This window comes from Pseudactinotalea sp. HY160 (genome assembly GCF_009372055.1).
Classification (GTDB): domain Bacteria; phylum Actinomycetota; class Actinomycetes; order Actinomycetales; family Beutenbergiaceae; genus HY158.
The window spans coordinates 38,852-60,858 of record NZ_WHMT01000002.1; the positions used below are offsets into that span (position 1 = coordinate 38,852).

General features: G+C 70.8%; 22 protein-coding genes and 1 tRNA gene. 11 read left to right on the top strand and 12 right to left on the bottom strand.

What is annotated here, in order from left to right; genetic code table 11:
- Nucleotides 1-3: 3 nt before the first annotated feature.
- Nucleotides 4-909 (top strand): alpha/beta fold hydrolase, encoded by a 906-nt coding sequence (locus GCG21_RS02815; RefSeq protein WP_228760059.1) that lies wholly within the window; start codon nucleotides 4-6, stop codon nucleotides 907-909.
- A 182-nt stretch (nucleotides 910-1,091) separates the two neighbouring features.
- Nucleotides 1,092-1,769, top strand: a complete 678-nt coding sequence (locus GCG21_RS02820; protein WP_152817768.1) for a Crp/Fnr family transcriptional regulator — start codon at nucleotides 1,092-1,094, stop codon at nucleotides 1,767-1,769.
- Nucleotides 1,770-1,855: 86 nt separating this feature from the next.
- Here the strand turns inward: GCG21_RS02820 and GCG21_RS02825 are convergent, their stop codons facing one another.
- The 3 genes from GCG21_RS02825 to GCG21_RS02835 form a co-directional block, all read right to left on the bottom strand.
- Entirely contained in the window at nucleotides 1,856-2,350 is a 495-nt protein-coding gene (locus GCG21_RS02825) for a RidA family protein (protein ID WP_153877150.1), read from the bottom strand.
- Complete coding sequence (locus GCG21_RS02830) at nucleotides 2,347-2,502, bottom strand: DUF4177 domain-containing protein (RefSeq protein WP_152817770.1); 156 nt, start codon at nucleotides 2,500-2,502, stop codon at nucleotides 2,347-2,349. Before GCG21_RS02830 ends, GCG21_RS02825 begins: the two co-directional genes overlap by 4 nt.
- A gap of 70 nt (nucleotides 2,503-2,572) precedes the next feature.
- Entirely contained in the window at nucleotides 2,573-2,917 is a 345-nt protein-coding gene (locus GCG21_RS02835) for a WhiB family transcriptional regulator (RefSeq protein ID WP_152817771.1), read from the bottom strand.
- Between the two features lie 241 nt (nucleotides 2,918-3,158).
- Between GCG21_RS02835 and GCG21_RS02840 the strand changes: the two genes are divergently transcribed.
- The 7 genes from GCG21_RS02840 to GCG21_RS02870 all read left to right on the top strand — a co-directional run bounded on the left by GCG21_RS02840 (nucleotide 3,159) and on the right by GCG21_RS02870 (nucleotide 9,806).
- Complete coding sequence (locus tag GCG21_RS02840) at nucleotides 3,159-5,570, top strand: penicillin-binding protein (RefSeq protein WP_194164901.1); 2,412 nt, start codon at nucleotides 3,159-3,161, stop codon at nucleotides 5,568-5,570.
- Complete coding sequence (locus GCG21_RS02845; protein ID WP_152817773.1) at nucleotides 5,570-6,514, top strand: metallophosphoesterase; 945 nt, start codon at nucleotides 5,570-5,572, stop codon at nucleotides 6,512-6,514. The genes GCG21_RS02840 and GCG21_RS02845 overlap by 1 nt, the downstream gene beginning before the upstream one ends.
- A 107-nt stretch (nucleotides 6,515-6,621) precedes the next feature.
- Nucleotides 6,622-6,698 (top strand) — tRNA-Pro (locus tag GCG21_RS02850).
- Nucleotides 6,699-6,879: 181 nt separating this feature from the next.
- Nucleotides 6,880-8,106 carry a DNA cytosine methyltransferase gene (locus GCG21_RS02855; RefSeq protein WP_152817774.1) on the top strand — a complete coding sequence of 409 codons (1,227 nt, stop codon included), beginning with the start codon at nucleotides 6,880-6,882 and terminating at the stop codon, nucleotides 8,104-8,106.
- 5 nt (nucleotides 8,107-8,111) lie between these two features.
- Nucleotides 8,112-8,558: a very short patch repair endonuclease gene (locus GCG21_RS02860; RefSeq protein ID WP_255471583.1), complete on the top strand. Its 447-nt coding sequence runs from the start codon at nucleotides 8,112-8,114 to the stop codon at nucleotides 8,556-8,558.
- Nucleotides 8,559-8,582: 24 nt separating this feature from the next.
- On the top strand, nucleotides 8,583-9,431 hold the full coding sequence (locus GCG21_RS02865) for a hypothetical protein (protein WP_152817776.1): 849 nt from the start codon (nucleotides 8,583-8,585) through the stop codon (nucleotides 9,429-9,431).
- Between the two features lie 45 nt (nucleotides 9,432-9,476).
- Nucleotides 9,477-9,806: a hypothetical protein gene (locus GCG21_RS02870; protein ID WP_152817777.1), complete on the top strand. Its 330-nt coding sequence runs from the start codon at nucleotides 9,477-9,479 to the stop codon at nucleotides 9,804-9,806.
- A 33-nt stretch (nucleotides 9,807-9,839) separates the two neighbouring features.
- Here the strand turns inward: GCG21_RS02870 and GCG21_RS02875 are convergent, their stop codons facing one another.
- From GCG21_RS02875 to GCG21_RS02885, 3 genes are read right to left on the bottom strand one after another with little or no spacing between them, the layout of a single operon-like run.
- Nucleotides 9,840-10,955 (bottom strand): bifunctional 2-methylcitrate synthase/citrate synthase, encoded by a 1,116-nt coding sequence (locus GCG21_RS02875; protein WP_152817778.1) that lies wholly within the window; start codon nucleotides 10,953-10,955, stop codon nucleotides 9,840-9,842.
- Nucleotides 10,948-11,877: a methylisocitrate lyase gene (prpB, locus tag GCG21_RS02880; protein WP_152817779.1), complete on the bottom strand. Its 930-nt coding sequence runs from the start codon at nucleotides 11,875-11,877 to the stop codon at nucleotides 10,948-10,950. The genes GCG21_RS02875 and prpB overlap by 8 nt, the downstream gene beginning before the upstream one ends.
- Nucleotides 11,877-13,388 carry an MmgE/PrpD family protein gene (locus GCG21_RS02885; protein ID WP_152817780.1) on the bottom strand — a complete coding sequence of 504 codons (1,512 nt, stop codon included), beginning with the start codon at nucleotides 13,386-13,388 and terminating at the stop codon, nucleotides 11,877-11,879. The genes prpB and GCG21_RS02885 overlap by 1 nt, the downstream gene beginning before the upstream one ends.
- A 92-nt stretch (nucleotides 13,389-13,480) precedes the next feature.
- Here GCG21_RS02885 and GCG21_RS02890 point away from each other — a divergent pair, with 92 nt between their 5' ends.
- Nucleotides 13,481-14,074, top strand: a complete 594-nt coding sequence (locus GCG21_RS02890; protein ID WP_194164902.1) for a copper resistance CopC family protein — start codon at nucleotides 13,481-13,483, stop codon at nucleotides 14,072-14,074.
- Nucleotides 14,075-14,262: 188 nt separating this feature from the next.
- Nucleotides 14,263-16,419: an HNH endonuclease signature motif containing protein gene (locus GCG21_RS02895; RefSeq protein ID WP_152817782.1), complete on the top strand. Its 2,157-nt coding sequence runs from the start codon at nucleotides 14,263-14,265 to the stop codon at nucleotides 16,417-16,419.
- A gap of 48 nt (nucleotides 16,420-16,467) precedes the next feature.
- Here GCG21_RS02895 and GCG21_RS02900 read toward each other — a convergent pair whose 3' ends face one another.
- From GCG21_RS02900 to recR, 6 genes are all read right to left on the bottom strand, one after another.
- The gene (locus tag GCG21_RS02900; RefSeq protein ID WP_152817783.1) at nucleotides 16,468-17,502 is read right to left on the bottom strand and encodes an aspartate-semialdehyde dehydrogenase; all 1,035 of its coding nucleotides are present in this window, start codon (nucleotides 17,500-17,502) and stop codon (nucleotides 16,468-16,470) included.
- Nucleotides 17,499-18,770, bottom strand: a complete 1,272-nt coding sequence (locus tag GCG21_RS02905) for an aspartate kinase (RefSeq protein WP_370517232.1) — start codon at nucleotides 18,768-18,770, stop codon at nucleotides 17,499-17,501. Before GCG21_RS02905 ends, GCG21_RS02900 begins: the two co-directional genes overlap by 4 nt.
- 96 nt (nucleotides 18,771-18,866) lie before the next feature.
- A complete protein-coding gene (locus GCG21_RS02910) occupies nucleotides 18,867-19,892 on the bottom strand; it encodes a nucleoside hydrolase (protein ID WP_152817784.1) in 1,026 nt (341 codons plus the stop codon).
- Nucleotides 19,893-20,008: 116 nt separating this feature from the next.
- Nucleotides 20,009-20,788, bottom strand: coding sequence for a TSUP family transporter (locus GCG21_RS02915; protein ID WP_370517233.1), 780 nt, complete (start codon nucleotides 20,786-20,788; stop codon nucleotides 20,009-20,011).
- 48 nt (nucleotides 20,789-20,836) lie between these two features.
- Nucleotides 20,837-21,415: a DUF5063 domain-containing protein gene (locus tag GCG21_RS02920; protein ID WP_152817785.1), complete on the bottom strand. Its 579-nt coding sequence runs from the start codon at nucleotides 21,413-21,415 to the stop codon at nucleotides 20,837-20,839.
- Entirely contained in the window at nucleotides 21,408-22,007 is a 600-nt protein-coding gene (gene recR, locus GCG21_RS02925; RefSeq protein WP_152817786.1) for a recombination mediator RecR, read from the bottom strand. Before recR ends, GCG21_RS02920 begins: the two co-directional genes overlap by 8 nt.

Below are 22,007 nucleotides of genomic sequence, written 5' to 3' on the forward strand. Positions count from 1 at the left end.
CATGTGACTGCTGATCCTGCCGTGATCGCCCCGCCCGGGGACTGGGTGCACCGAATGGTCGCCGCGAACGGCTCCCGCTTCCACGTGGCGTGCGCGGGACCGGCCGACGGGCCGCTCGTGCTGCTGCTGCACGGCTTCGGCCAGTTCTGGTGGAGCTGGCGGGCCCAGATTCCCCGGCTGGCACGCGCGGGCTACCGCGTGGCCGCGATGGACCTGCGCGGCTACGGATCCTCCGACAAGACCCGCGGCCGCTACGACCTGCCCACCCTGACGGCGGACGCCGCCGGCGTGATCCGGGGCCTCGGGGCGGCGAACGCCGTGGTCGTCGGCCATGGCTTCGGCAGCCAGATCGCCTGGTCGCTGCCGTCCCTGCATCCGGGCGTCGCCCGCGCGATCGTGCCGATGTCCTACCCGCATCCCGCGTCGCTGTGGTCGGCGCTGATCCGCGGCCGGGGCGGGGTCGCGCTCAACTTCTTCAGCTTCGCCCAGACCCCGTGGCTGCCGGAGAACCGGCTCATCGCCGGGGACCTCATGGAGTTCATCCTGACCGAGTGGTCCGCGCCGGGCTGGGAGCCCGTGGGTGTGGCCACGTATCAGCAGGCCGCCCGGATCCCGTTCGTGGCGCATTCGGCCTTCCAGCAGGTGCGCTGGCTCACCCGCGCCCGGCTCGGCGGGCCCGGTCGGGCGTTCCTGCGTTCGCTGGCCGGCCCGGTCGGGGTGCCGACGCTGCTCCTGCACGGCCGGGCGGACCGGTTCGTGCCTTCGCAGGCGACCGCGAACGAGCGGGAGCGGGTGGGCGCGGGGTACAAGCGCCTGCTCATCGACGACGCGGGGCACTTCCTGCCCGAGGAGGCCGCCGACCAGGTGACCGGGGCGCTGCTGCGCTGGCTGCCGGGCGTCACGGGCTGAGGCGGGCCGCAGGTGTCGGCGTCTCCCGGGCGCGCGGAGGCGGCCCACCCGGAACTCCTCGCGCACACGCGGCCGATGTCCGCCACCGGTCGCCGACTCGCCCGTATGCTGGCTGCTGGTGCGGGCTGACCGATAAACCTGGCAGACTGTGCGCTATCTCACACGGAAGGGTGCTGCACACAATGGACGAGTCTATCGTTCGAGCCGCTCCGCTCTTCGCGGAGCTAGGTGATCAGAGTTACCTGGCGGTTCGCGAGCGGATGCAGGAGTCGACCTATCGGCGTGGAGAGGAGATCTTCCGCGAAGGCTCCCCCGGCGATCGCCTCTACATCATCGGCGCGGGCAAGGTGAAGCTCGGCCACACCGCCCCCGACGGCCGCGAGCATCTGCTGGCGATCCTGGGGCCCGGGGAGATCCTCGGCGAGGTCTCCCTCTACGATCCGGGCCCACGCACGGCCACCGCGACCGCGCTCGCCAAGACCACGGTGGTGGAGCTGCAGCACACCGATCTGCTGCGGGTGCTCGACGCCCGCCCGGAGATCTCCCAGCACCTGCTGCGTTCGCTGGCGATCCGGCTGCGACGGACGAACAACAAGGTCTCCGACCTCATCTTCTCCGACGTGCCCGGCCGCGTCTCGCGGGCGCTGCTCGACCTGGGCGCGCGCTTCGGCCAGCAGACCGAGCGGGGGCTGCGGGTCACGCACGACCTCACGCAGGAGGAGCTGGCCCAGCTGGTCGGCGCCACCCGCGAGACCGTGAACAAGGCGCTGGCGGAATTCTCCTCCCGCGGCTGGCTGCAGCTCGACGGCCGCTCCGTCGTGCTGCTCGACATCCCCAAGCTCCGCCGCCGCGCGCGCTGACGAACGTCGGTCGCGTCCGACCGCGACGCACCCGAGCCCGCCGATCGTGACGATCGGCGGGCTCGGGTCCGAGTGGGGGCGTGCGGCTACCGGTTGTCGGCCGGCGCGGCGCGGCCGACCTCGAAGACGACCTCGACCTCGACCGCGGCTCCGAGCGGGAGTTCGGCGACACCGACCGCCGAGCGGGCGTGCGGGGCGCCGAAGACCTCGCCGAGGAGATCCGAGGCGCCGTTGATCACCGTGGCCTGGTCCGAGAACCCCGCCGCCGAGGCGACGAACCCGGTCACCTTGACCGGCCGGACGAGTGCGTCCACGCCACCGGCGACGGCCGCAGCGGCGGCGATGGCGTTGAGGGCGCACACGCGCGCGGCCGCGGCGGCCTCCTCCACGTGGACCTCGGCGCCGAGGTGGCCGCGGCTGAGCAGCTCCCCCGCCTCGATGGGCAGCTGCCCACTCGTGTACACGTAGCCGCCCGTGAGCACGGCCGGCACGTAGTTGGCGACCGGCAGCGTCACCGGCGGCAACTCGATGCCCAGTTCCTCCAGCCGCGCCGATCGCGACCCGTCCGCGACCCCGCTCACTGCGTCGGCCGCTTCAGGTAGGCGACGAGGCCGTTCCCGTCCGGGCCGGTCACGACCTGGACGAGTTCCCAGCCGTCGCTACCCCAGTTGTCGAGGATCGCCTTGGTGTTGTGGATGATCAATGGCACGGTGGCATATTCCCAAGTGGTCATGGCCCGATCTTACGGATCGACGCCCCGTCCTGTCCTGGGACCTTCGACCGGCCCGCCGATCGCCCGCCGATCACCCGGTGTGCGCGTGCACTCGGCGCCGCTGCGGCAGCGGCCACCGCTGCAGGATCATCTCGGTCAGGTGGTCGCGATCCCATTCCGCGAGCGCCTCGCGCCACGATTCCACGGACGGCGCCCGGCGCAGCAGGGCCCGCCGCTCCCGCTCGGTCATTCCGCCCCACACGCCGTACTGGATCCGGTTGTCCAGGGCGTCCACGAGGCATTCGAGTCGGACCGGACAGGCGAAACACACTTCACGCGCCTGGCGCTGCGCGGACCCTTGCACGAAGAGCTCGTCGGGCTCCTGTGACGCGCACGCCGCACGGGCCGTCCAACTCTGGTCGTCTTCGTAATCCATAATTCACACCCCCGGTCGGTTCCGCATCCTTACGGAACGACTGATCTTCTTAATCCAAAAGCTAGATCACCGCCCATGAAGACACAACCTCCGGCGCGTTTCGGCCACGATGTGGGCAGAACCCACTCACCTAGTGGACTTTCTCGGCGCGACGCCTCCGACCCCTCGACGGCCGCCCCGTCACGGCTTCTTCACAAGCTCTTCGTCGGTCGATCGGGGCCGGGTGCTTAGACTGAGCCCCATGTCTTCTCCGACCCGGCCCGGAGGTCCCTCCGGCGCGAGCGGCCCGCGGACGCTGTCCGCGTTCGTCGCCTTCCTGTTGTTCGCGGGCCTCGGCGGCCTCCTCACGGCCGGTGTCGTCATGCCTGCCGTCGCCGCCGTCGGCCAGGTGACCGAGGCGTCGTCCCGGCTCTTCGACGAACTGCCCGCGGACCTCGGCAACGAGACCATGTCGGACCAGAGCGTGCTGCTCGACCGCAACGGCGACGTGCTCGCCCGGTTCTACATGTGGAACCGCATCGTCGTTCCGATGGCGGAGATCGCGCCGATCATGGGCAAGGCCGTCGTCGCGGTCGAGGACCGCCGCTTCTTCGAGCACGGCGGGGTCGACCCGGAGGGCCTGGCGCGGGCCGCCGTCAACAATCTCTCCGGCGGTGACACCCAGGGCGCCTCGACCCTGACCCAGCAGTACGTGAAGAACGTGCTCGTGGAGCACAGCCGGATCCAGCAGGACGAGGAGTCCTACGAGGAGGCGACCGAGCGCACCATGGGGCGCAAGCTGCGCGAGGCGAAGCTGGCGATCGCGGTGGAGAAGTCCCGCTCGAAGAAGGACATCCTCGAGGGCTACCTGAACATCGCCCAGTTCGGCGTCGGCGTCTGGGGGGTCGAGGCCGCCTCCCAGTACTTCTTCGGGCACTCCGCCAAGGATCTGAGCATCAGCGAGGCCGCGCTGCTCGCGGGGGTGACGAACTCCCCCTCGACCTTCGACCCCGAGCGCAACCCGGAGGCGTCCCAGGAACGCCGTGACTTCGTACTGCGCAAGATGCAGGGGCAGGGCATCATCACGGAGGACGAGCGGGCCGAGGCCACCGCGCTCGACGTCGAGGACATGCTCGAGGTGCACGAGACCTCGAGCGGCTGCGAGGCGGCCGGGAACTCGGCCTACTTCTGCCAGTACGTGCGCGACGTCATCCTCGACGACCCGGTCTTCGGCGAGACCCGGGCCGACCGGTCCCGGCTGCTGCTGCAGGGCGGGCTGACGATCAAGACGACGATCGATCCGGCGATGCAGAAGAACGCGTACAAGGCGCTCACCGACGCGATCCCCGTCGACGACAGCTCCGGCATCTCGAACGCGATCTCCACGGTCGAGCCCGGCACGGGCGAGATCCTCGCGATGGCGCAGAACACGAAATTCGGCAAGCCCACGAAGAAGCACCCGCGCAACACCGAGGTGAACTACAACACCGACCAGAACTACGGCGGCTCGAGCGGCTTCCAGGTCGGTTCGACGTTCAAGGCCTTCGTGCTCACCGCCTGGCTCCAGGCCGGCAAGTCGCTCATGGACCCGATCAACGGCTCCCGCGGCCAGCACTTCCCGCCGAGCGTGTGGACCTACGACGGCTGCACCAACTGGCGCCCCGGGAGCGTCTACTCCCCGAACAACGTCGAGGGGACGGGCGGGCGGATGACCGTGCTGCAGGCGACGAAGATGTCGGTCAACACCGCGTTCGTCAACATGGCCAGCCAGCTGAACATGTGCGACATCGCCGACACGGCCGCCTCCATGGGGGTGCACCTGGCGACCGGGCCGAACGAGTACGGCGACCCCTTCAACTTCAACCCGTCGATGGTGCTCGGATCGAACACGATCGCACCGCTGACCATGGCGGCCGCGTTCGCCACGTACGCGGCCAACGGCACCCACTGCACGCCGGTCGCGATCCTCTCGGTGACCGACCGCAACGGCGAGGAACTGCCCGTGCCGCAGGCCGACTGCAAGGAGGTCCTCGACCCGAAGGTCGCCGCCACGGTCAACTACGCGCTCAACAAGGTGACCGACGCCGGCGCCACCGGGGCTGCCGCCAGGTTGCCGAACCGGCCCGTGGCCGGAAAGACCGGAACCGCGAACGAGGACATGGCCGCCTGGTTCGTCGGCTACGTGCCGCAGGCCTCGACCGCCGTGTGGGTCGGCCACTCCGAGGGGTCGATCCCGATGATGCGGGTGACGATCAACGGCCAGTACTACCACCTCGTGTACGGCGGGAAGATGGCCGCGCCGATCTGGCAGAACTACATGGAGCCCTCGGTCAAGGACTGGAAGGTCGAGAAGTTCGCCAGCCCGCAGGACAAGCTCATCTACGGCGAGCGCGTCCAGGTGCCCTGGGTGCTCGGCCTGAGCGAGCAGGACGCCCGGGCCCGGCTCGAGTCCGCCGGCTTCCGCGTGCAGGTCGGCGACCCCGGGCTGAGCGACCAGTACCCCCGCAAGGGGGAGGTGGCGTGGCAGTCGACGACCGGCACGGAGCGACCGGGCGCCCAGGTGACGATCCGGGTGAGCGCCGGTCCCGTGACCCAGCAGGGCGGCGACGACAAGGGCGACGACGACAAGGGCCGGAACCGGGGCGACAACGGGAACAACGGAGACCAGGACTGATGCGCGGCCTCGCCCGGGCGGCCCTCGCCGTGGGAGCCGCCGGGGCGGGCGCGCTCGCCTGGTCCCTCGTCGAGGCCGAGGCCTACACGCTGCGCCGCTACACGGTGCCCGTGCTGCCGCCCGGCGCCCGGGCCCGCACGATCCTGCACCTGTCCGATCTGCACCTGCTGCCCCGGCAGCAGCGCCGCGTCGACTGGGTGGCCTCCCTCGCGGCCGAGCGGCCCGATGCGGTCATCACCACCGGTGACAACCTCGCGAGTCCCCGCGCGCTGCCCACGGTGCTCTCCGCGCTGCTGCCCTTCCTCCACCTGCCCGGCGCGTTCGTGACCGGCTCGAACGACTTCGTGGCCCCGGAGTGGAAGAACCCGCTGCGCTATCTGAGCGGGCCCTCCCAGAAGCACCGCGCCCCCTCCGAGCCGAACCTGCCGGGGGATGAGCTCGTCGGCGCGCTCACGGCCGCCGGATGGCAGCACCTGGACAACGCCCGCGGCCGGCTCGACCTCGGCGGGGTGCACCTCGACCTCGTGGGCACCGGCGACGCCCACATCGACGCCGACCACTACCCCGCCCCCGCCGATCCGCCCGCCGGCGGGGCGCCGTCCGTGCGCATCGGCGTGACCCACGCGCCGTACGCGCGCGTGCTGCGGGCGATGGCGGACGACGGAGCTCGCCTCGTGCTCGCCGGTCACACCCACGGCGGCCAGGTGTGCGTGCCGGGCCTCGGCGCGCTCGTGACCAACTGTGATCTTGATCGCCGCCGCGCGAGCGGGCTGCACCCCTGGCCGGGTCGGCCCGGACGGCCGGGCGCGGGTGCGGCGGGACCGGGCGACCTGTGGTTGCACGTGAGCGCGGGCCTGGGAACCTCACCGTTCACGCCCGTTCGGCTCGCCTGCCGGCCCGAGGCCACCCTGCTCACGCTCGTGCCGGAGACCGCGGCGGGCTGACCGCCCGTGCGGGGTGCGGTCACCCGGCGGCGCCCGGGCGGCCCGGTTCGCACCGGTGGCTGATTTCGCCGATCACCCCCTCCTCCGCTAGAGTGTTTCTTGGTCATCGGGGTGTGGCGCAGCTTGGTAGCGCGCTTCGTTCGGGACGAAGAGGTCGTGGGTTCAAATCCCGCCACCCCGACCAACGCGCCGTGTAGCCCGGGTTCCCGGACTACACGGCGCTACTCGTTGCGGGTACCTTCGCCCGCACCCGCGCCGAGCGATCGCGCTAATGTCGGACCCCCCGCCTACGGTCCGTAGCAACGTAGAAACTCGAGTTTTGGCCGATTCTCGAGTACTGTCGGAGTGAGGTTGGGAGCGGATCGATGTCAGAGACACAATGGAAGGTCGCAGCACTCTTCGCCGGTATCGGCGGGGTGGAGCTCGGGCTGGAGCGCGCGCTGGGTGGTGACCTCCGAACACTCGCGTTCTGTGAGGCATGGGAGCCCGCCCAAGCAGTTCTCCAGGCTAGATTCCCGGGCGTTCCCGTCGAGCCGGACGTGCGCACCATGGACAGGCTGCCTGCTGGAACGACGCTCGTTACAGCAGGCTTTCCCTGTACAGACCTGTCGCAAGCCGGCAGAACCGTCGGGATCGAGGGCGAGAACTCCGGACTCGTCGTGAACGTCTTCAGACTTCTCGAGGACTGCCGTCACCGTACCGGCACACTGCCCACTCTCCTCATCGAGAACGTCCCGAACATGCTTGCACTCGACCGCGGCCGCGCGATGGCCTTTCTGATCGAGGAGATCGAACGACTCGGATACTCCTGGGCCTACCGCGTCGTCGACTCGAGGTTCACCGGCGTTCCTCAGCGGCGCCGACGGGTCATCCTGGTCGCTTCCGTGGATTTCGATCCGCGACGCGTGCTGTTCGCGGACGACGCCGGAGACCGCTCCGAAGGATTTCGTGAAGACATGTTCGGCTTCTACTGGACCGAGGGGCGTGGTGGCCTCGGTTGGGCACAGGACGCAGTTCCTACTCTCAAGGGCGGCTCGACGATCGGCATCCCCTCCCCGCCTGCAGTCTGGGTACCCGGCGCTGCACTCGGCAGACGACTGATCAAGCCGTCGATCGAGGACGCCGAGGCCATGCAGGGGTTCGACCGCGGATGGACCGATACCGACTCGACATCGCCACGACAGAAGGGCACGCGCTGGAAGATGGTGGGAAACGCGGTGACCGTCGGTGTCTCACGCTGGGTCGGCAGTCGACTCGCACAGCCGTCCGACCCCGTGAGCGAGTTCGTCCCATGGGAGCCGGGAAGGGGTTCGTGGCCCAAGGCAGCAGCCGGAGCGCCCGGGAGGCTAGAGGTACCGACGGGCATCAGTGAATACCCGGAGCATGGCGAATATCACCACCTGTCGACGATGGTCGACGCCGGCGAGTCCGACGTGCTGACGCTACGCGCCACGAGGGGATTCTGGAACCGCCTACAGCAGGGAAATCTGGGACGGCACCCTGGATTCCGCGACGACATTCGCCAGCACATCGATGCACTGGAGTACGAGCAGGAACGCACCGTCCCCCTCTTCGCGTCGACTCTTCGGTAGCCCGCATGGCCCGACCCGCGCGTACTGTGGCGCCAGGACAACGCTCGACATCCAAGCGCATGCAAGCTCAGAAGCGGGCCGGCACGGCCGTCGAGATGGTCCTGCGCCGACGCCTCCATGCCTCCGGGTGTCGCTACCGCGTTCAGTACCCCGTGCCGGGAATGCCACGTCGATCGATCGACATCGCATTCGTACGCGTGAAGCTCGCGGTATTCGTCGATGGCTGCTTCTGGCACGGCTGTCCGATCCACGGCACTCGGTCGAAGACAAACGCCGACTTCTGGCGCGAGAAGATCGCAGCCAATCGGGAACGCGACGCCGAGACCTCGGCGCATCTGACGGAGCAAGGGTGGCTCGTCGTACGGATTTGGGAGCACGAGGACCTCTCAGCAGCCGCCGAGAAGATCCGCGTACTGTTGGAGCTCACCGCTCCTCGAATGGAATCCCACTGAGCTCTCGACCGGTAGAGTCAGCGCATGCACGGACCCACGATCCTGGCACGGTTCCTCGCCGAACCCGGGCCCGCCGACAAATATGGGAACGAGTGGCAGTACAACTCACGTTCGGACCGTCACTCCAAGGTTGGATGCTGGGGCATCGCATTCGACCTCCTGTTGAGCTCGAACCTCCTGCGACGGCACGTCGAGGAAGGCAAGGTCGCGCTCGGCGTGAACCATGAAATGCGTGACTTTGCCACGAGCCGTAAGAAGGATCTCGACCTGGTGATCGCGCGCCCCGCGGGCAGTGTGACTGCGAACCACCGCTCGCTGCGGAGTCTCAGCGACTCCTACGGGATCGTTCTCTCCCGGGAGGAGCGTTCCGTCCTCGACGGACTACCCGACTTCCCGGTTGCACCGGTGGGCGCTGTCCTGGTGGCGCTGGAGGCCAAGGCCACGATGACAGCCCACATCAAGGCACTGCCACGGCTCTACGACGAGCTGAACTCATCGCATCAGTGTGTCCACGGCGCGTCCGCCCAAGCCCTGGCGATCGGCTACGTCCAGGTCAATGCGGCCGATCGATTCGCTTCATCGGTGACCAACAATCTGCCGCTGGATCAGTTCCCGATCCGGTACACGCCCCATAGGCAGCCCCGAGACACGGAGCGCGTGATCTCAAAGGTCCGTGAGCTTCCCCGCAGGACTCGTCAGTCCGACCACGGCTTCGACGGCCTGGGGATCACGGTCCTCTCCTTCGAGAACGATGGCGGACCGGTCGAGATCGTGACCGATCCCCCGGCCCCGAATCGTGGCGAGTCGGACAACTACGATCGAATGATCGAGCGAATGGCGACGGAGTACGACACCCGCTTCCTCGCTGTCTAGCCAACGCTCGGCTCACCGAGCACCGACCCGCTACAGTGCGATCACATGCGCCATATGCCGTCGAGCGAGCTCGTCAGCCTCATCTCGTTTCTTGCCGTGCTGCTCATCTTCTTCAGCATCGACATTCGCAGCCGCACGCCCGGCGATCAATGGCACGCGCGGCTGTTCGAATACTCCTCCCGCATCGGCGGCATCTCCACCGCGGCCGCGCTCACCCTCGGCTGGGTCGACATGTTCCTCCCCGACGACAGCGAGCGGATCCACGTCGCGCTCGTGGCGATTCCGGGCTCGCTCGGCGTGCTGTGCGCGATCATCCTCGGGGTCGAGATGCTCTTCCTGCGGGACGGACGACCGGGCTCGGCGAACGATTCCTGACCCCCGCACGGGGCACGCGGGGGATCCGCGTGGCTACCGGGTACCGGGCACGGAGCGTTGCGCGGGCCCGGAGTACTCGCTCAGCGGCCGGATGAGGGCGTTGTCGGCCCGCTGCTCCATGATGTGGGCGGTCCACCCGACCACTCGGGCCGCCACGAACAGCGGCGTGAACGTCGCGGAGTCGAAGCCGAGCAGGTGATAGGCGGGACCGGCCGGGTAGTCGAGGTTCGGCTTGATGTCCTTCCGCTCGGCCATCTCCGTCTCGAGCGCGGCGTACATCCGACCCAGGTCGGCCCGGTCGTGTCGGGTGACGAGCTCGTCGAGTACGGCCTTCATCGTGGGCACGCGGGAATCACCGTTCGTGTACACCCGGTGGCCGAAGCCCATGATCTTGCGGTGGTTCGCCAGCGCCTCGGTGAGCCACTCCTCGACCCGGTCGGCCGAGCCGATCTCACCGAACGCCGCCATGACCGCCTCGTTCGCGCCCCCGTGCAGCGGCCCCTTGAGCGCCCCGACCGCGCCGGTCACGGCCGAGTGCAGGTCCGCCTCGGTCGAGGTGATGACCCGGGCCGTGAAGGTGGAGGCGTTGAAGGAGTGCTCGGCGTAGAGGATCATCGACGTCGCGAAGGCCCGCTCGTCCACCGCCTCCGGCGCCCGACCGAACGTCATCGCGAGGAAGTTCGCGGCATATCCCAGGTCCGGATCGGGCGCGACCGGCTCCTGGCCGCGGCGGCGCCGCTGATCGAGTGCGACCACGGTCGGGAGCTGGGCGAACAGCCGGATCGCCTTGGCCTGCTCGGCCTCCGGAGAGGAGTCGGCTGCGGCCGGGTCGTGCGCGCCGAGCAGGGAGACGGCGGAGCGCACCACGTCCATCGGGTGCGCCCCCGTCGGGGTCTCGAGGAGGGCGCGCACGACCGGCTCGGGCAGGTCCCGCTGGGAGCGTTCGCGCTCGCGCAGGTCGGCCAGCTCCGCGGGGCTCGGCAGGTCGCCGCGCCAGAGCACGTGGGCCACCTCCTCCACGGTGCACGTCGCGGCGAGCTCCTGCACGGGGTAGCCCCGGTACAGCAGCGAGTTCGTGTCGGGGTCGACCTTGGAGATCGCGGTCGTATCGGCCACGACCCCGACCAGCCCCTTGTGGATGTCACTCATCGGATCCTCCTTGCGTTGGCGGCCGGTACGTGTAGATCGCGTCGTCGAAGACGTTGTAGCCGGCGTAGTCGAGCAGGTCGTACAGCTCGGCACGGGTCTGCATCCGATCGACCACCCCGGCCTGGCTGCCGTCGGCCGCGATCCGGGCGAGTCCGGCGTCCGCGGCGCCCATCGCCAGCCGCAGCAGCGTGACCGGATAGATGACCATCCGCACCCCGGCCCCGCGCAGCTGCTCGAGGGTGAACAGGTCGGACTTGCCGAACTCGGTCATGTTCGCGAGCACGGGCACGTCGAGCGCGCCGGCCACGGCGGCGAACTCGTCGAGGTCCCGCAGCGCCTCGGGGAAGATCGCCTCGGCCCCGGCGGCCACGAGCGCCCGCGCCCGGTCGATCGTCGCGTCCAGGCCCCCGATCGCCCGGACATCGGTGCGCGCGATGAGCAGGAAGTTCTCGTCCCGGCGCGCGGCCGCGGCCGCGCGTATCCGCTGCGCGGCCGTATGGACGTCGACCACCGCCTTCCCGTCGAGGTGGCCGCAGCGTTTGGGGTTGACCTGGTCCTCGATGTGGGCGCCCGCGATGCCGGCGTCCTCGAGCAGCTGGATCGTGCGGGCCACGTTCATCGGCTCCCCGAAGCCGGTGTCGGCGTCGACGATCGCCGGCAGGTTCGTGACGCGGGCGATCTGCCCGGCCCTCCCCGCGACCTCGGTCGCCGTCGTCAGCCCGATGTCCGGCAGGCCCAGGTCGGCCGAGAGCACCGCCCCGGACACGTACACGCCGGCGAAGCCGTGTTTTTCGACGAGGCGAGCCGACAGCGGGTTGAACGCACCCGGGAACTGGAGGACGTCGTCCATACGCCGTGCCTCGTTCAGTGCCTCGCGCAGGAGACGCCGCCGCTCGGCGGCGGAGGTGTGGGCGTGGAGCATCAGAACAGCCCCCTCGGCGAGGTGGCCGCGGCGATGAGGCCGGGCGGGGCCACGACGTTGAGGCGGCGGACCGCCTCCGGGGTGAGGACGGGCAGGGCCGTGGCCAGATCGAGGAAGCGGTCGATTTCGGCGGGCTCGAGCACGGGGCCGGCGAGGTCGTGGAACTTGTCGAGGTACTGGGCGCGCGCGAACGGCCGGGCGCCGCGGGGGTGGGCGTCGGCGACGTCGATCTCGGCGGTGAGGGTGCGGCCGTTCGTCAGGGTGATCTCGAGGCGTCCGCCGAACGCCCGCTCGGCGGGATCGGCCGCGTGGTAGCGGCGGGTCCAGTCGGGATCCTCGGCCGTGCTGATCTTCCGCCAGAGCTCGACCGTGTCGGGGCGGGCGGCGCGCTCCGGCCGGTAGGAGTCGACGTGGTGCCAGGCGCCGTCCTGGAGGGCGACCGCGAGGATATAGGGAAGGGAGTGGTCGAGGGTCTCGCGGGAGGCCGTGGGGTCGTATTTCTGCGGGTCCCTCGCACCCGAGCCGATGACGTGGTGGGTGTGGTGGCTCGTGTGGAACACGATCGCGGCGACGTTGTCGGGGTCTCTCACCTCGGGATGCTCCGCGCGGACGCGGCGGGCGAGGTCGATGGGCGCCTGCGACTGGTACTCGGCCGAATACTCCTTCGTGTACGTCTCGAGGATCGCGTGCTTGGGCTCGCCGGGGGCGGGCAGCGGCACCGTGTAGTGGGCGTCGGGGCCGTCGAGGAGTCGGGCTACGACGCCGTCCTCCCCCTCGTAGATCGGTTCCGGCGAGCTCTGGCCGCGCATCGCCCGGTCGACCGACTCGATCGCGATCTTCCCGGCGAGGGCGGGGGCGTAGGCCTTCCAGGTGGAGATGTGGCCCTTGCGGGACTGCCGCGTGGCGGTGCTCGTGTGGAGGGCCTGGCCGATGGCCTGGAAGATCGTGGTCTCCTCCAGCCCGAGCATGGTGCCGATCCCGGCCGCCGCCGCCGGCGCGAGGTGCGCGACGTGGTCGATCTTGTGGGCGTGGAGGCTGATCGCCTTGACGAGGGAGACCTGGATCTCATAGGCCGTGGCGATGCCGCGCACGAGGTCGGCCCCCGTGGCCCCGACGTGCTGGGCGGCCGCGACGAGCGGGGGGATGTTGTCGGCCGGGTGCGAGTAGTCGGCGGCGAGGAACGTGTCGTGGAAGTCGAGTTCGCGCACGGCCACGCCGTTGGCCCAGGCCGCCCACTCCGGTCCGTAGCTGCCCTCGACCCCGAACACGGCGGCGCCCGGGCGATACGGATGGGCGCGGGCCTGGGCGCGGGCGGCCACGACCGGGGCGCGGGCGAGGGAGGCGGTGGCCACGGCGGCGTTGTCGATGACCCGGTTGACGATCATCTCCGCGACGTCCTCGTCGACGGCGACCTGGTCGGTGGCCAGTTCGGCGAGCCGCCACGCCAGCTGGCCGGTGCGGGGCAGGTCGTCGGCACTGGGGTGGACGTGGAGGTCGTGGACGAGGGCCATGCCTCCTTCCTATGCGCCCGGGCCGGATGTGGCAAGGGTCACGTCCAGGCGGGGCCCCGGGGGGGCGTTCGGGCGCCGCCTACACTGGCGGCATGCGTCTCATTCGGGTCCCCGCTCGCACGATCGTCCTCCTCGCGTCGGCATTCGCGGCCGCGCTGCTGCTGCTTCCCCTCCTCGGCGCCCCCGCTCTCGCACACAGCGCGCTCACCGGGGCCGTCCCCGGCGAGGGGGATCAGCTGGCGAGCACCCCGGGGGAGGTGACGCTCACGTTCAACGAGGACATCACCGACCTGGGCACCGAGGTCATCGTGACCGGCCCGAACGGCGACATCCTCTCAGCCGGGAAGGTCGAGGTGGAGGGCCCCACGATCACCCAGCGGCTCGTGAGCTCCCGGCCCGCGGGCGCCTACACCGTGACCTGGCGGGCGGTCTCCGCCGACGGGCACCCGATCTCGGGCGAGTACACGTTCACCTCGTCCGAGGACGTCGGCGGCGCCACGCCGACGGGCGACGCGGCCGAGACCGAGACCGAAGCGCCCGAGGAGACGACGCCCGCGGTGGAGGTCGGCCACGAGACGACCGACTCCCCGGTGCTCAAGTGGGCGATCGTGCTCGGCGGTGCCGCGGCCTTCGCCGCTATCGTCGCCGTCGTCATTCAGAAGCGGCGCCGCGACCTGGGGCAGTAGCCCGAATCGTTCGCAGCGCCGCCGAGCCCGGGCTCGCTGCGGGTCCGTCGGGGCATGGCTGCCGCCCCTTCCGCCGCGGGGCCGCTCGGGCCGCTCGGGCCGCTCGGGCCGCTCGGGCCGCTCGGACCCTCGGACACTCGGACCGCTCCCCCGCGGGAATGTCGGTGGCCGCTGAGACGATGTCTGCTATGGAGATGGAGCAGCTCGCGGGTGAGGTGGTCGACGATTCGGCCATGGTCGCCCGGCTGCGCGAGGGCCGTGAAGCCGTGGATCGGTGGACGATCGAGCGGTTCGCGCTGGCGGCGATGTGGGTCGAGCGGCACCCGTTCGTCCTCGCCGCCGACGAGGACACCGAGGAGGCCCTCGACCACGAGCCGCTGCTCGTGGTCGAGGCCACGCTCGGGTTGAAGGCCGCATGGGAACAGGTCGAGCACGACGCCCGCCGCCGTGAGGCCGACGCGATCCACGCGGCCACCGATCCGGCCGTCGAGGCCGCCGTCGATTCGGCCGTGGCTCCAGCCGTGGATCCAGGGGCAGGTTCCGGCCGGCGGGGGTTGTGGACCGTGGAGGAGTTCTCGATCTCGGCGTTCGCCGCCGCGGTCGGGATGGGCCTGGAGGCCGCCGAACGGCTCCTGCTCGAAGCCGAACAGCTCCGCTCCCGGCTCCCGCGCCTGTTCGCGCGGGTGCTGGCGGGGCGGGTGCGGGTGTGGCGGGCCCGCCGGATCGCCGCCTCGACCCTGTACCTCTCGGTCGAGGCCTGCTCGTTCGTCGATTCCGAGCTCGAGCTCGTTCCGGTCGTCTTCGGCGGCACGCAACTCGATGGCTTGATCAAGGAGGCCCTCATCCGGCACATGCCGAGCGAGTACGAGTCGCTCCAGCAGGCGGCGGCCGCCGGCGAGCCACGTGATGTCGTCTTCCGTCACGCCGACACCGCCGCCGGAGACACGCGCATGAGCGCGGTCCTGTCTGCGGTCGATGCGCGGATCCTGCAGGACGTGATCGGCCACCTCGCCCAGAACATCACGGACGAGGGCCGCCTCCTTCCGGCCGGGGAACGCCGCGCGTCTGCCCTGGGTGACCTCGCCCGCGCGCGCTCCGGCCAACCGCCCCTCGTCCCCGGGCCCGGCGAACGAGCCGGATCGGCGAGTAGCGACGGCACGAGCGTGCCACGCGGGCGGATCCTCATGTACCTCCACCTCCAAGCCACCGACCTCTGGCTCGCGCGGCATGGCTCGGGCAACGACCTCGGCCAGAGCCGGCTGCGCCGGGTACCGGTGCGGGTCGAGGGGAGCGGCCCGGCCGGAGGGGCGGTCATGTCCGCCGAGGAGCTCGCGTCGATGTTCCACCGGCCCAGCACGCTCCTTCCGGTCACCGCGCCCGCGACCGCCCTCGCAGGCACCGGCTCGGCCGGCGGCGACGGTGCGACTGCGCCCGGGGCACCCGGTCACGAGGAGACAGGTCTGCCCGCGACAGCCGATGGCCGCAGCACGGGTCTGCCCGCACCACCCGGTGGCCGTGGCGAGGGGACAGCTGTGCCCGGAGCAGCCCGTGGCGAGGGCACAGGCCTGCCCGCGACCACCGGCGCAGCCGGTCGGTGGGCCGGCCCGCGGACTCGCGGGGCGTGCTTCGTGCCGGAGATCGTCATCCGCCCGGTCCTGGACCTGGAGGAGCCGCTCGCCACCGACTCCTATACCCCGACCGAGCGGATGCGGGCGCAAGCCATCCTCGCCTCCGACGCGTGCGCGTTCCCGTGGTGCACCCGCACGGCCCGCTCCTGCGACCTGGACCACATCGATCCCTGGCACAGCCGCGCCGGCGGTCACGCCGGCGGATGCGCGCAGGGCGGTACCGGCGAGGTGGTGACCGGGGGCGCGACCTGCCCCTGCAACATCGCTCCACTGTGCAGAGCCCACCACCGGCTCAAGACCCACGCCCGCACCGGTACGGCCACCCGCGGCCGGCACGCCGCCTGGACCTATATCAAGCTCGACGCGGGCACCTACCTGTGGATCGGCCCCCACGGCATCCGGCTCCTCCGCACTCCGTGGGGAACCTACGACACCCAGGCGCCCGGGGCCCGCGGCGACGGGCACGCCACGGGCGACGCGAATCCCGGGCATGACGGACACGACGACGGTGGCACGGGCGACGTCGCCGCGTCCGGGCTCTCCCCGCAGCGGGAGCGGGAGAACCGGGCACACTGGTCCCGGCTCACCTTCGAGACCTTCGGCGTCGCCGTCGCCACCGACACCCGGATCAGCGACCGAGCCGGCGCCACCCGCGCCGCCCGACACGCCGAGGCGGCGGAGGACGCCCGCCGCTTCCCCGACGAGCCACCCTTCTGAGGGCGGCCTCGGGGCACGAGCGTCACCCGTCTGCCAGATGCGCCGGGCTCACCGCCGGGCGAGCAGCTCCGCGATCTGGACGGTGTTGAGGGCGGCGCCCTTACGCAGGTTGTCGTTGCTCACGAACAGCGCGAGGCCGCGACCGCCCGGAACCGAGAAGTCCTCACGGATCCGGCCCACGTAGGCCGCATCGGCACCGGCCGCCTGGAGCGGCGTCGGCAGGTCGACGAGGGCGACGCCGGGCGCCGCCGCGAGCAGTTCGCGGGCCCGGTCGGGGCTGATCGCCCGAGAGAACTCGGCGTTGATGCTCAGGGAGTGACCCGAGAACACCGGCACCCGCACGCAGGTTCCCGAGACGGCGAGTTCCGGCAGGTCAAGGATCTTGCGGGACTCGTTGCGCAGCTTACGGTCCTCGTCGGTCTCCCCGGAGCCGTCGTCGAGGAGGGAGCCGGCCAGGGCGATGACGTTGAACGCGATCGGAGCGGCGTAGATCTGCGGCTCCGGCAGGGTGACGGCGGAACCGTCGACGGCGAGCGCGGTCAGGTCCTGATCCACGGCCGCCCGGACCTGCCCGGCGAGTTCCGCGACGCCGGCCACGCCGGATCCGGACACCGCCTGGTAGGTGGACACGATGAGGCGTTCGAGCCCGGCCTCGTCGTGAAGCACCTTGAGCACGGGCATGGCGGCCATGGTGGTGCAGTTCGGGTTGGCGACGATGCCCTTGCCGATCGCATCGAGCGCGCCCGGGTTCACCTCCGCGACCACGAGCGGCACCTCGGGGTCCATCCGCCAGGCGGAGGAGTTGTCCACGACGGTCACGCCGGCCTCGGCGTACCGGGGCGCCTGCGCCTTGGAGGTGGCGCCGCCGGCGGAGAACAGCGCGATGTCCAGGTCGGAGACGTCCGCCGTGGCGGCGTCCTCGACCACGATCTCGCCGCCCTTCCACGGCAGCGTCTTTCCTGCCGACCGCGCCGAGGCGAAGAATCGCACCTGCTCGGCCGGGAAGTCCCGCTCGGCCAGCAGGGTGCGCAGCACGCCGCCGACCTGGCCGGTGGCTCCGACAATTCCAATACGTACGCTCATCGTCCGGTCCCTCCGTACACGACGGCCTCGACCTCGTCCGCGTCGAGCCCGAAGGCCGCGTGCACGGCCCGGACCGCGTTCTCCAGGTCGTCGCTTCGCACGATGACCGAGAGGCGGATCTCCGAGGTGGAGATCATCTCGATATTGATTCCCGCGTCGCGCAGCGAGCCGAACAGCCGAGCGGAGACGCCCGGGTGCGAGCGCATGCCGGCGCCGACGAGGGAGAGCTTTCCAACGTTCTCGTTGTAGACCAGGTCCGCGAATCCGAGCTCGTCCCGGATGCCGCGGAGCGCCTCGCGGGCGTCGGCCGCCTCGGCCTCGGGCAGCGTGAAGGAGACGTCGGTCAGGCCCGTCTCGGCGGCGGAGACGTTCTGCACGATCATGTCGATGTTGCAGCCGCGCGCGGCCACGACCTCGAAGATCCGTGCGGCCGTGCCGGGAACGTCGGGGGCGCCGATGACCGTGACCTTTCCCTGCGAACGGTCGTGGGCGACGCCGGAGATGATCGGGGCTTCCATGGTCTCTGCTTCCTGCTCCTCGTCGGTGACGATGGTTCCTTGCTCGGTGCTGAACGAGGACCGCACGTGCAGCGTGACCCCGTACCGGCGCGCGTACTCGACCGCGCGCAGGTGCAGGATCTTCGCGCCGTGGGCCGCGAGTTCCAGCGTCTCCTCGGTCGTGATGCGGGTGACCTTCCGGGCGGAGGGCACGATCCGCGGGTCCGCCGTGAACAGTCCGTCCACATCGGAGTAGATCTCGCAGACCTCGGCGCCCAGGGCCGCGGCCAGGGCGACGGCCGTCGTGTCCGAGCCACCTCGTCCCAGGGTGGTCACGTCGTTCGTCGTGGCCGTCACCCCCTGGAACCCGGCCACGATCGCGACGTGCCCATGGCTCAGCGTGTTCTCGAGCCGCTGCGGGGTCACCTCGACGATCCGGGCGTTTCCGTAGGTGTCGTCCGTGACGACGCCGGCCTGCTGGCCCGTGAAGGCCTTCGCCTCGATCCCGTGCTCCGAGATGGCGATCGCCAGCAGCGCCATCGAGATCCGCTCCCCGGCGGTCAGCAGGATGTCCATCTCCCGCGTCGGGGGACGACTCGACAGCCGGCCCGCGAGGTCGACCAGGTCATCGGTCGTGTCACCCATCGCCGAGACGACGGCGACGACGTCATGACCTGCCTTCTTCGTGGCGACGATCCGTGCCGCCACACGCGCGATGCTCTCCGCATCGGCGACCGAGGATCCACCGAACTTCTGGACAATGAGGGTCACGCACTTGCTCCGCACCACGGGTGTATCAAGGACCGCACCAGTCTAAACCCCGGCCCGATTCTCCCTCTGGCGGGTCCACGACCTGGACCCGGGGCGTCAGCCGACGCGCCGGGCGAGCGCGCCGACGCGTTCGATGAAGGCGTCGAGGAAGTCGGCCGGGGCGGCATCGACCACGACGTCGGCGTTCGGTTGCCGGCCCCACAGCCCGTCCCAGTCGGCCACGGTCTGGCCGCGGGTGAGCGTGCCCGCGAGTTCGACGTCGACCGTCGCGGGCCGCAGCACGGCGATCGTGGGGTCGAGCGCGACGGCCGCGGCGAACGGGTCGTGCATGTGCGCGATGAAGCCCCGGCCGCTGTCGCGGTGGAACTGCAGGTAGAAGCGCACGGCGTCCGAGACCTGCTTGATGACGACGTTGCTCGCCCTGGAGCGGTCGTCGTCGCCGTCGTCGGGGCGCAGGAGCTCGACGGGGGTCGAGCCGGCCGCCTCGGCGAGGCGGCGCAGGTGCTCGGGGGTCATCGCGATGCGTTCGGTCACGTCGAGGCCGCAGACGATGGGCCGGTTCGCCGCGACGGCGAAGCGGTCGAAGACGATCTTGGCGGCCTCGGGATCGACCGCGATGTTCCACTCGGTGGTCGGGGCGGTGTTGCCCGGGTGGTTGAACGCCCCGCCCATGAGGACGACCCGGCGCAGGAGGTGGGGCAGGTCCGGTTCGAGCGTGACCGCGAGCGCCAGGTTCGTCAGCGGTCCCGTGACCAGGCCGGTCAACTCGCCCGGCCGGCGCCGGGCCTCCTCGATCCAGACCTGGGCGGCGTGGCGTTCGGAGATCGAGCGCGTGGGCGCGGGCAGCTCCGCGTAGCCGATCCCCTGGGGGCCGTGGGTCTCCTCGGTGGTCTTGAGCGCCTGGACGATCGGCACCTCGGCTCCGAGCGCGACCTCGACGGGTGGGTGGCTGCACAGTTCGAGCCAGGCGAGATTGTTCGTGGCGACCTGTCGGGCGGGCACGTTCCCGGCGGTGCAGGTGATCGCCACGAGCTCCGCCTCGGGACCGGCCAGGAGGTAGAGGAGCGCGAGCGAGTCGTCGATGCCGGTGTCGACGTCGACGAGCAGTGGCACGGCCGCCATGGGGGTCTCCTGTCTGCCGGTCGGTCCGAGGCTAGTGCTCCCGAGCGACGGCCGTCCAGGCGCGGATCGTGCGCCGTGGACCTCTCGGACCCCCGTCCTTCCGGGTGGATGGGCACTCAGCCGCCGGCGACGACGTCCCAGCCGAGGCGGAGGATGAGCGCGGCGACGACGACGAGGAACACCACCCGGATGAAGCGCCCCCCCTGGGCGATCGCCATCCGGGCTCCGGTGTAGCCGCCGACCATGTTCGCGGCCGCGATCGTCAGCCCGGCCGCCCACACGACCGAGCCGTTCGGCACGAAGAAGAGCAGCGCGCCGAGGTTCGTGGCGAGATTGACGATCTTCGCGATCGCGGTGGCCGGCAGGAAGGCGTAGCCCACGAGGCTCACGAGCCCGATGACCAGGAAGGTGCCGGTCCCCGGCCCGAGCATGCCGTCGTAGAGGCCGATGGCCACGCCGAGGATCATCGCGGCGCCGACGTGGCGGTTGCCCTCCCAACGCAGCCTCGTGTCCTGCCCGAGCCGCGGCCGAGCGGCGGTGTAGATGCCGACCGCGAGCAGTGCGGCGAGGATGACGATCCGCAGGGCCGGCCCCGGGATGAGCGAGGCGAGGCGGGCACCGGCGAGCGCGGCCGCGAACGCGGCTGCGGCCATCGGCAGGGCCGTGCGCAGGTCCGGTCGGATCCTCCGGTAGTAGGTCAGGGCACTGACCGAGGTGCCCATGATCGAGCCGATCTTGTTCGTGGCGATCGCCTGCAGCGGGGTCATCCCCGGCACGAGCAGGAGGGCCGGCAGCTGGATGAGTCCGCCGCCGCCGACGACTGCGTCCACCCAGCCGGCGGCGAAGGCCGCGACGGCGAGCAGCAGCAGGGTGGCGACGCTCAGTTCGATGCCCACGCCCTGCCCCGTCCCCTCGGTTCAGCCGGTTCAGCCGGTTCGGTCGGTTCAGTCGGCGTTGAGGGCGTCGATCTGCGCGGCGAGGGCCGTGTCGTCGTCGACGTCGAGACGCAGGTGGGAGATGAGCGCGAGCAGGGCGCGGGAGACGGCCAGGGCACGGTCGCCCCAGGTCGACAGATACGTCAGCTGCCACCACCACAGCGCCTCGGAGAGGTGACCGGCCCGGTAGTGGCGCAGCCCGAGCGCGAGGGCCGCCGCGGTCTCGGCCAGGTCGTTCACGAGGGAGGCGTCGGTGAGTTCGGGGGCGATGAGCGGATCGGTCACGTCGGTGTAGCCGTCGAGGTCGCCGAGGACGTTCACGAGGGAGGTGCGCAGCGGCTCGACGTCGAGGTCGGGGCCGTCGTCCGGTTCGAATCGGTGCGCGGGCACGACGTCCTCGATGGCTCCGAGCCGCGCGCCCGCCGCGCTCAGGTCGGTGGCAGCCAGGAGGAGCACGGGGATGGCGGCATCGGGGTTGGCGCCGGAGGCCACCTCGGTCAGGCTGTCGAGGTAGTGGGAACTGAGGGCCGCCGTGGTGTGGGCCATCTCGACGAGGTCCTCACCGAGCGGGGCGGGGGTGTCAGGCATCGACGGATCGTCTCCCTTCGAAGGCGCGTCCGAGGGTGACCTCGTCCGCGTATTCCAAGTCTCCCCCGACGGGTAGTCCCGAGGCGAGCCGGGAGACGGTGATCCCGAGCGGGCGGAGCATCCGTACGAGGTAGGTGGCGGTCGCCTCGCCCTCGACGTTCGGGTCGGTGGCGATGATGACCTCGGTCACCTCCTCACCGCCGAGGCGGGTGAGCAGTTCCCGGATCCGCAGGTCGTCCGGGCCGACGCCGTCGATCGGGTTGATGGCCCCGCCGAGCACGTGGTACTTGCCGCGGTACTCGCGGGTGCGCTCGATCGCGACGACGTCCTTGGCCTCCTCCACCACGCAGATGACCGCGGGGTTGCGGCGCGGGTCGAGGCAGATCCGGCAGGTCTCGGCCTCGGCGATGTTGCCGCAGACCGAGCAGAATCGGACCTTCTCCTTGACCACGGTGAGCGCGGCCACGAGGGAGCGGATGTCCTGCGGATCCGCGGCCAGCACATGGAACGCGATCCGCTGGGCACTCTTCGGGCCGATCCCGGGCAGGCGCCCAAGGTTGTCGATGAGATCCTGAACGGCACCTTCGTACAT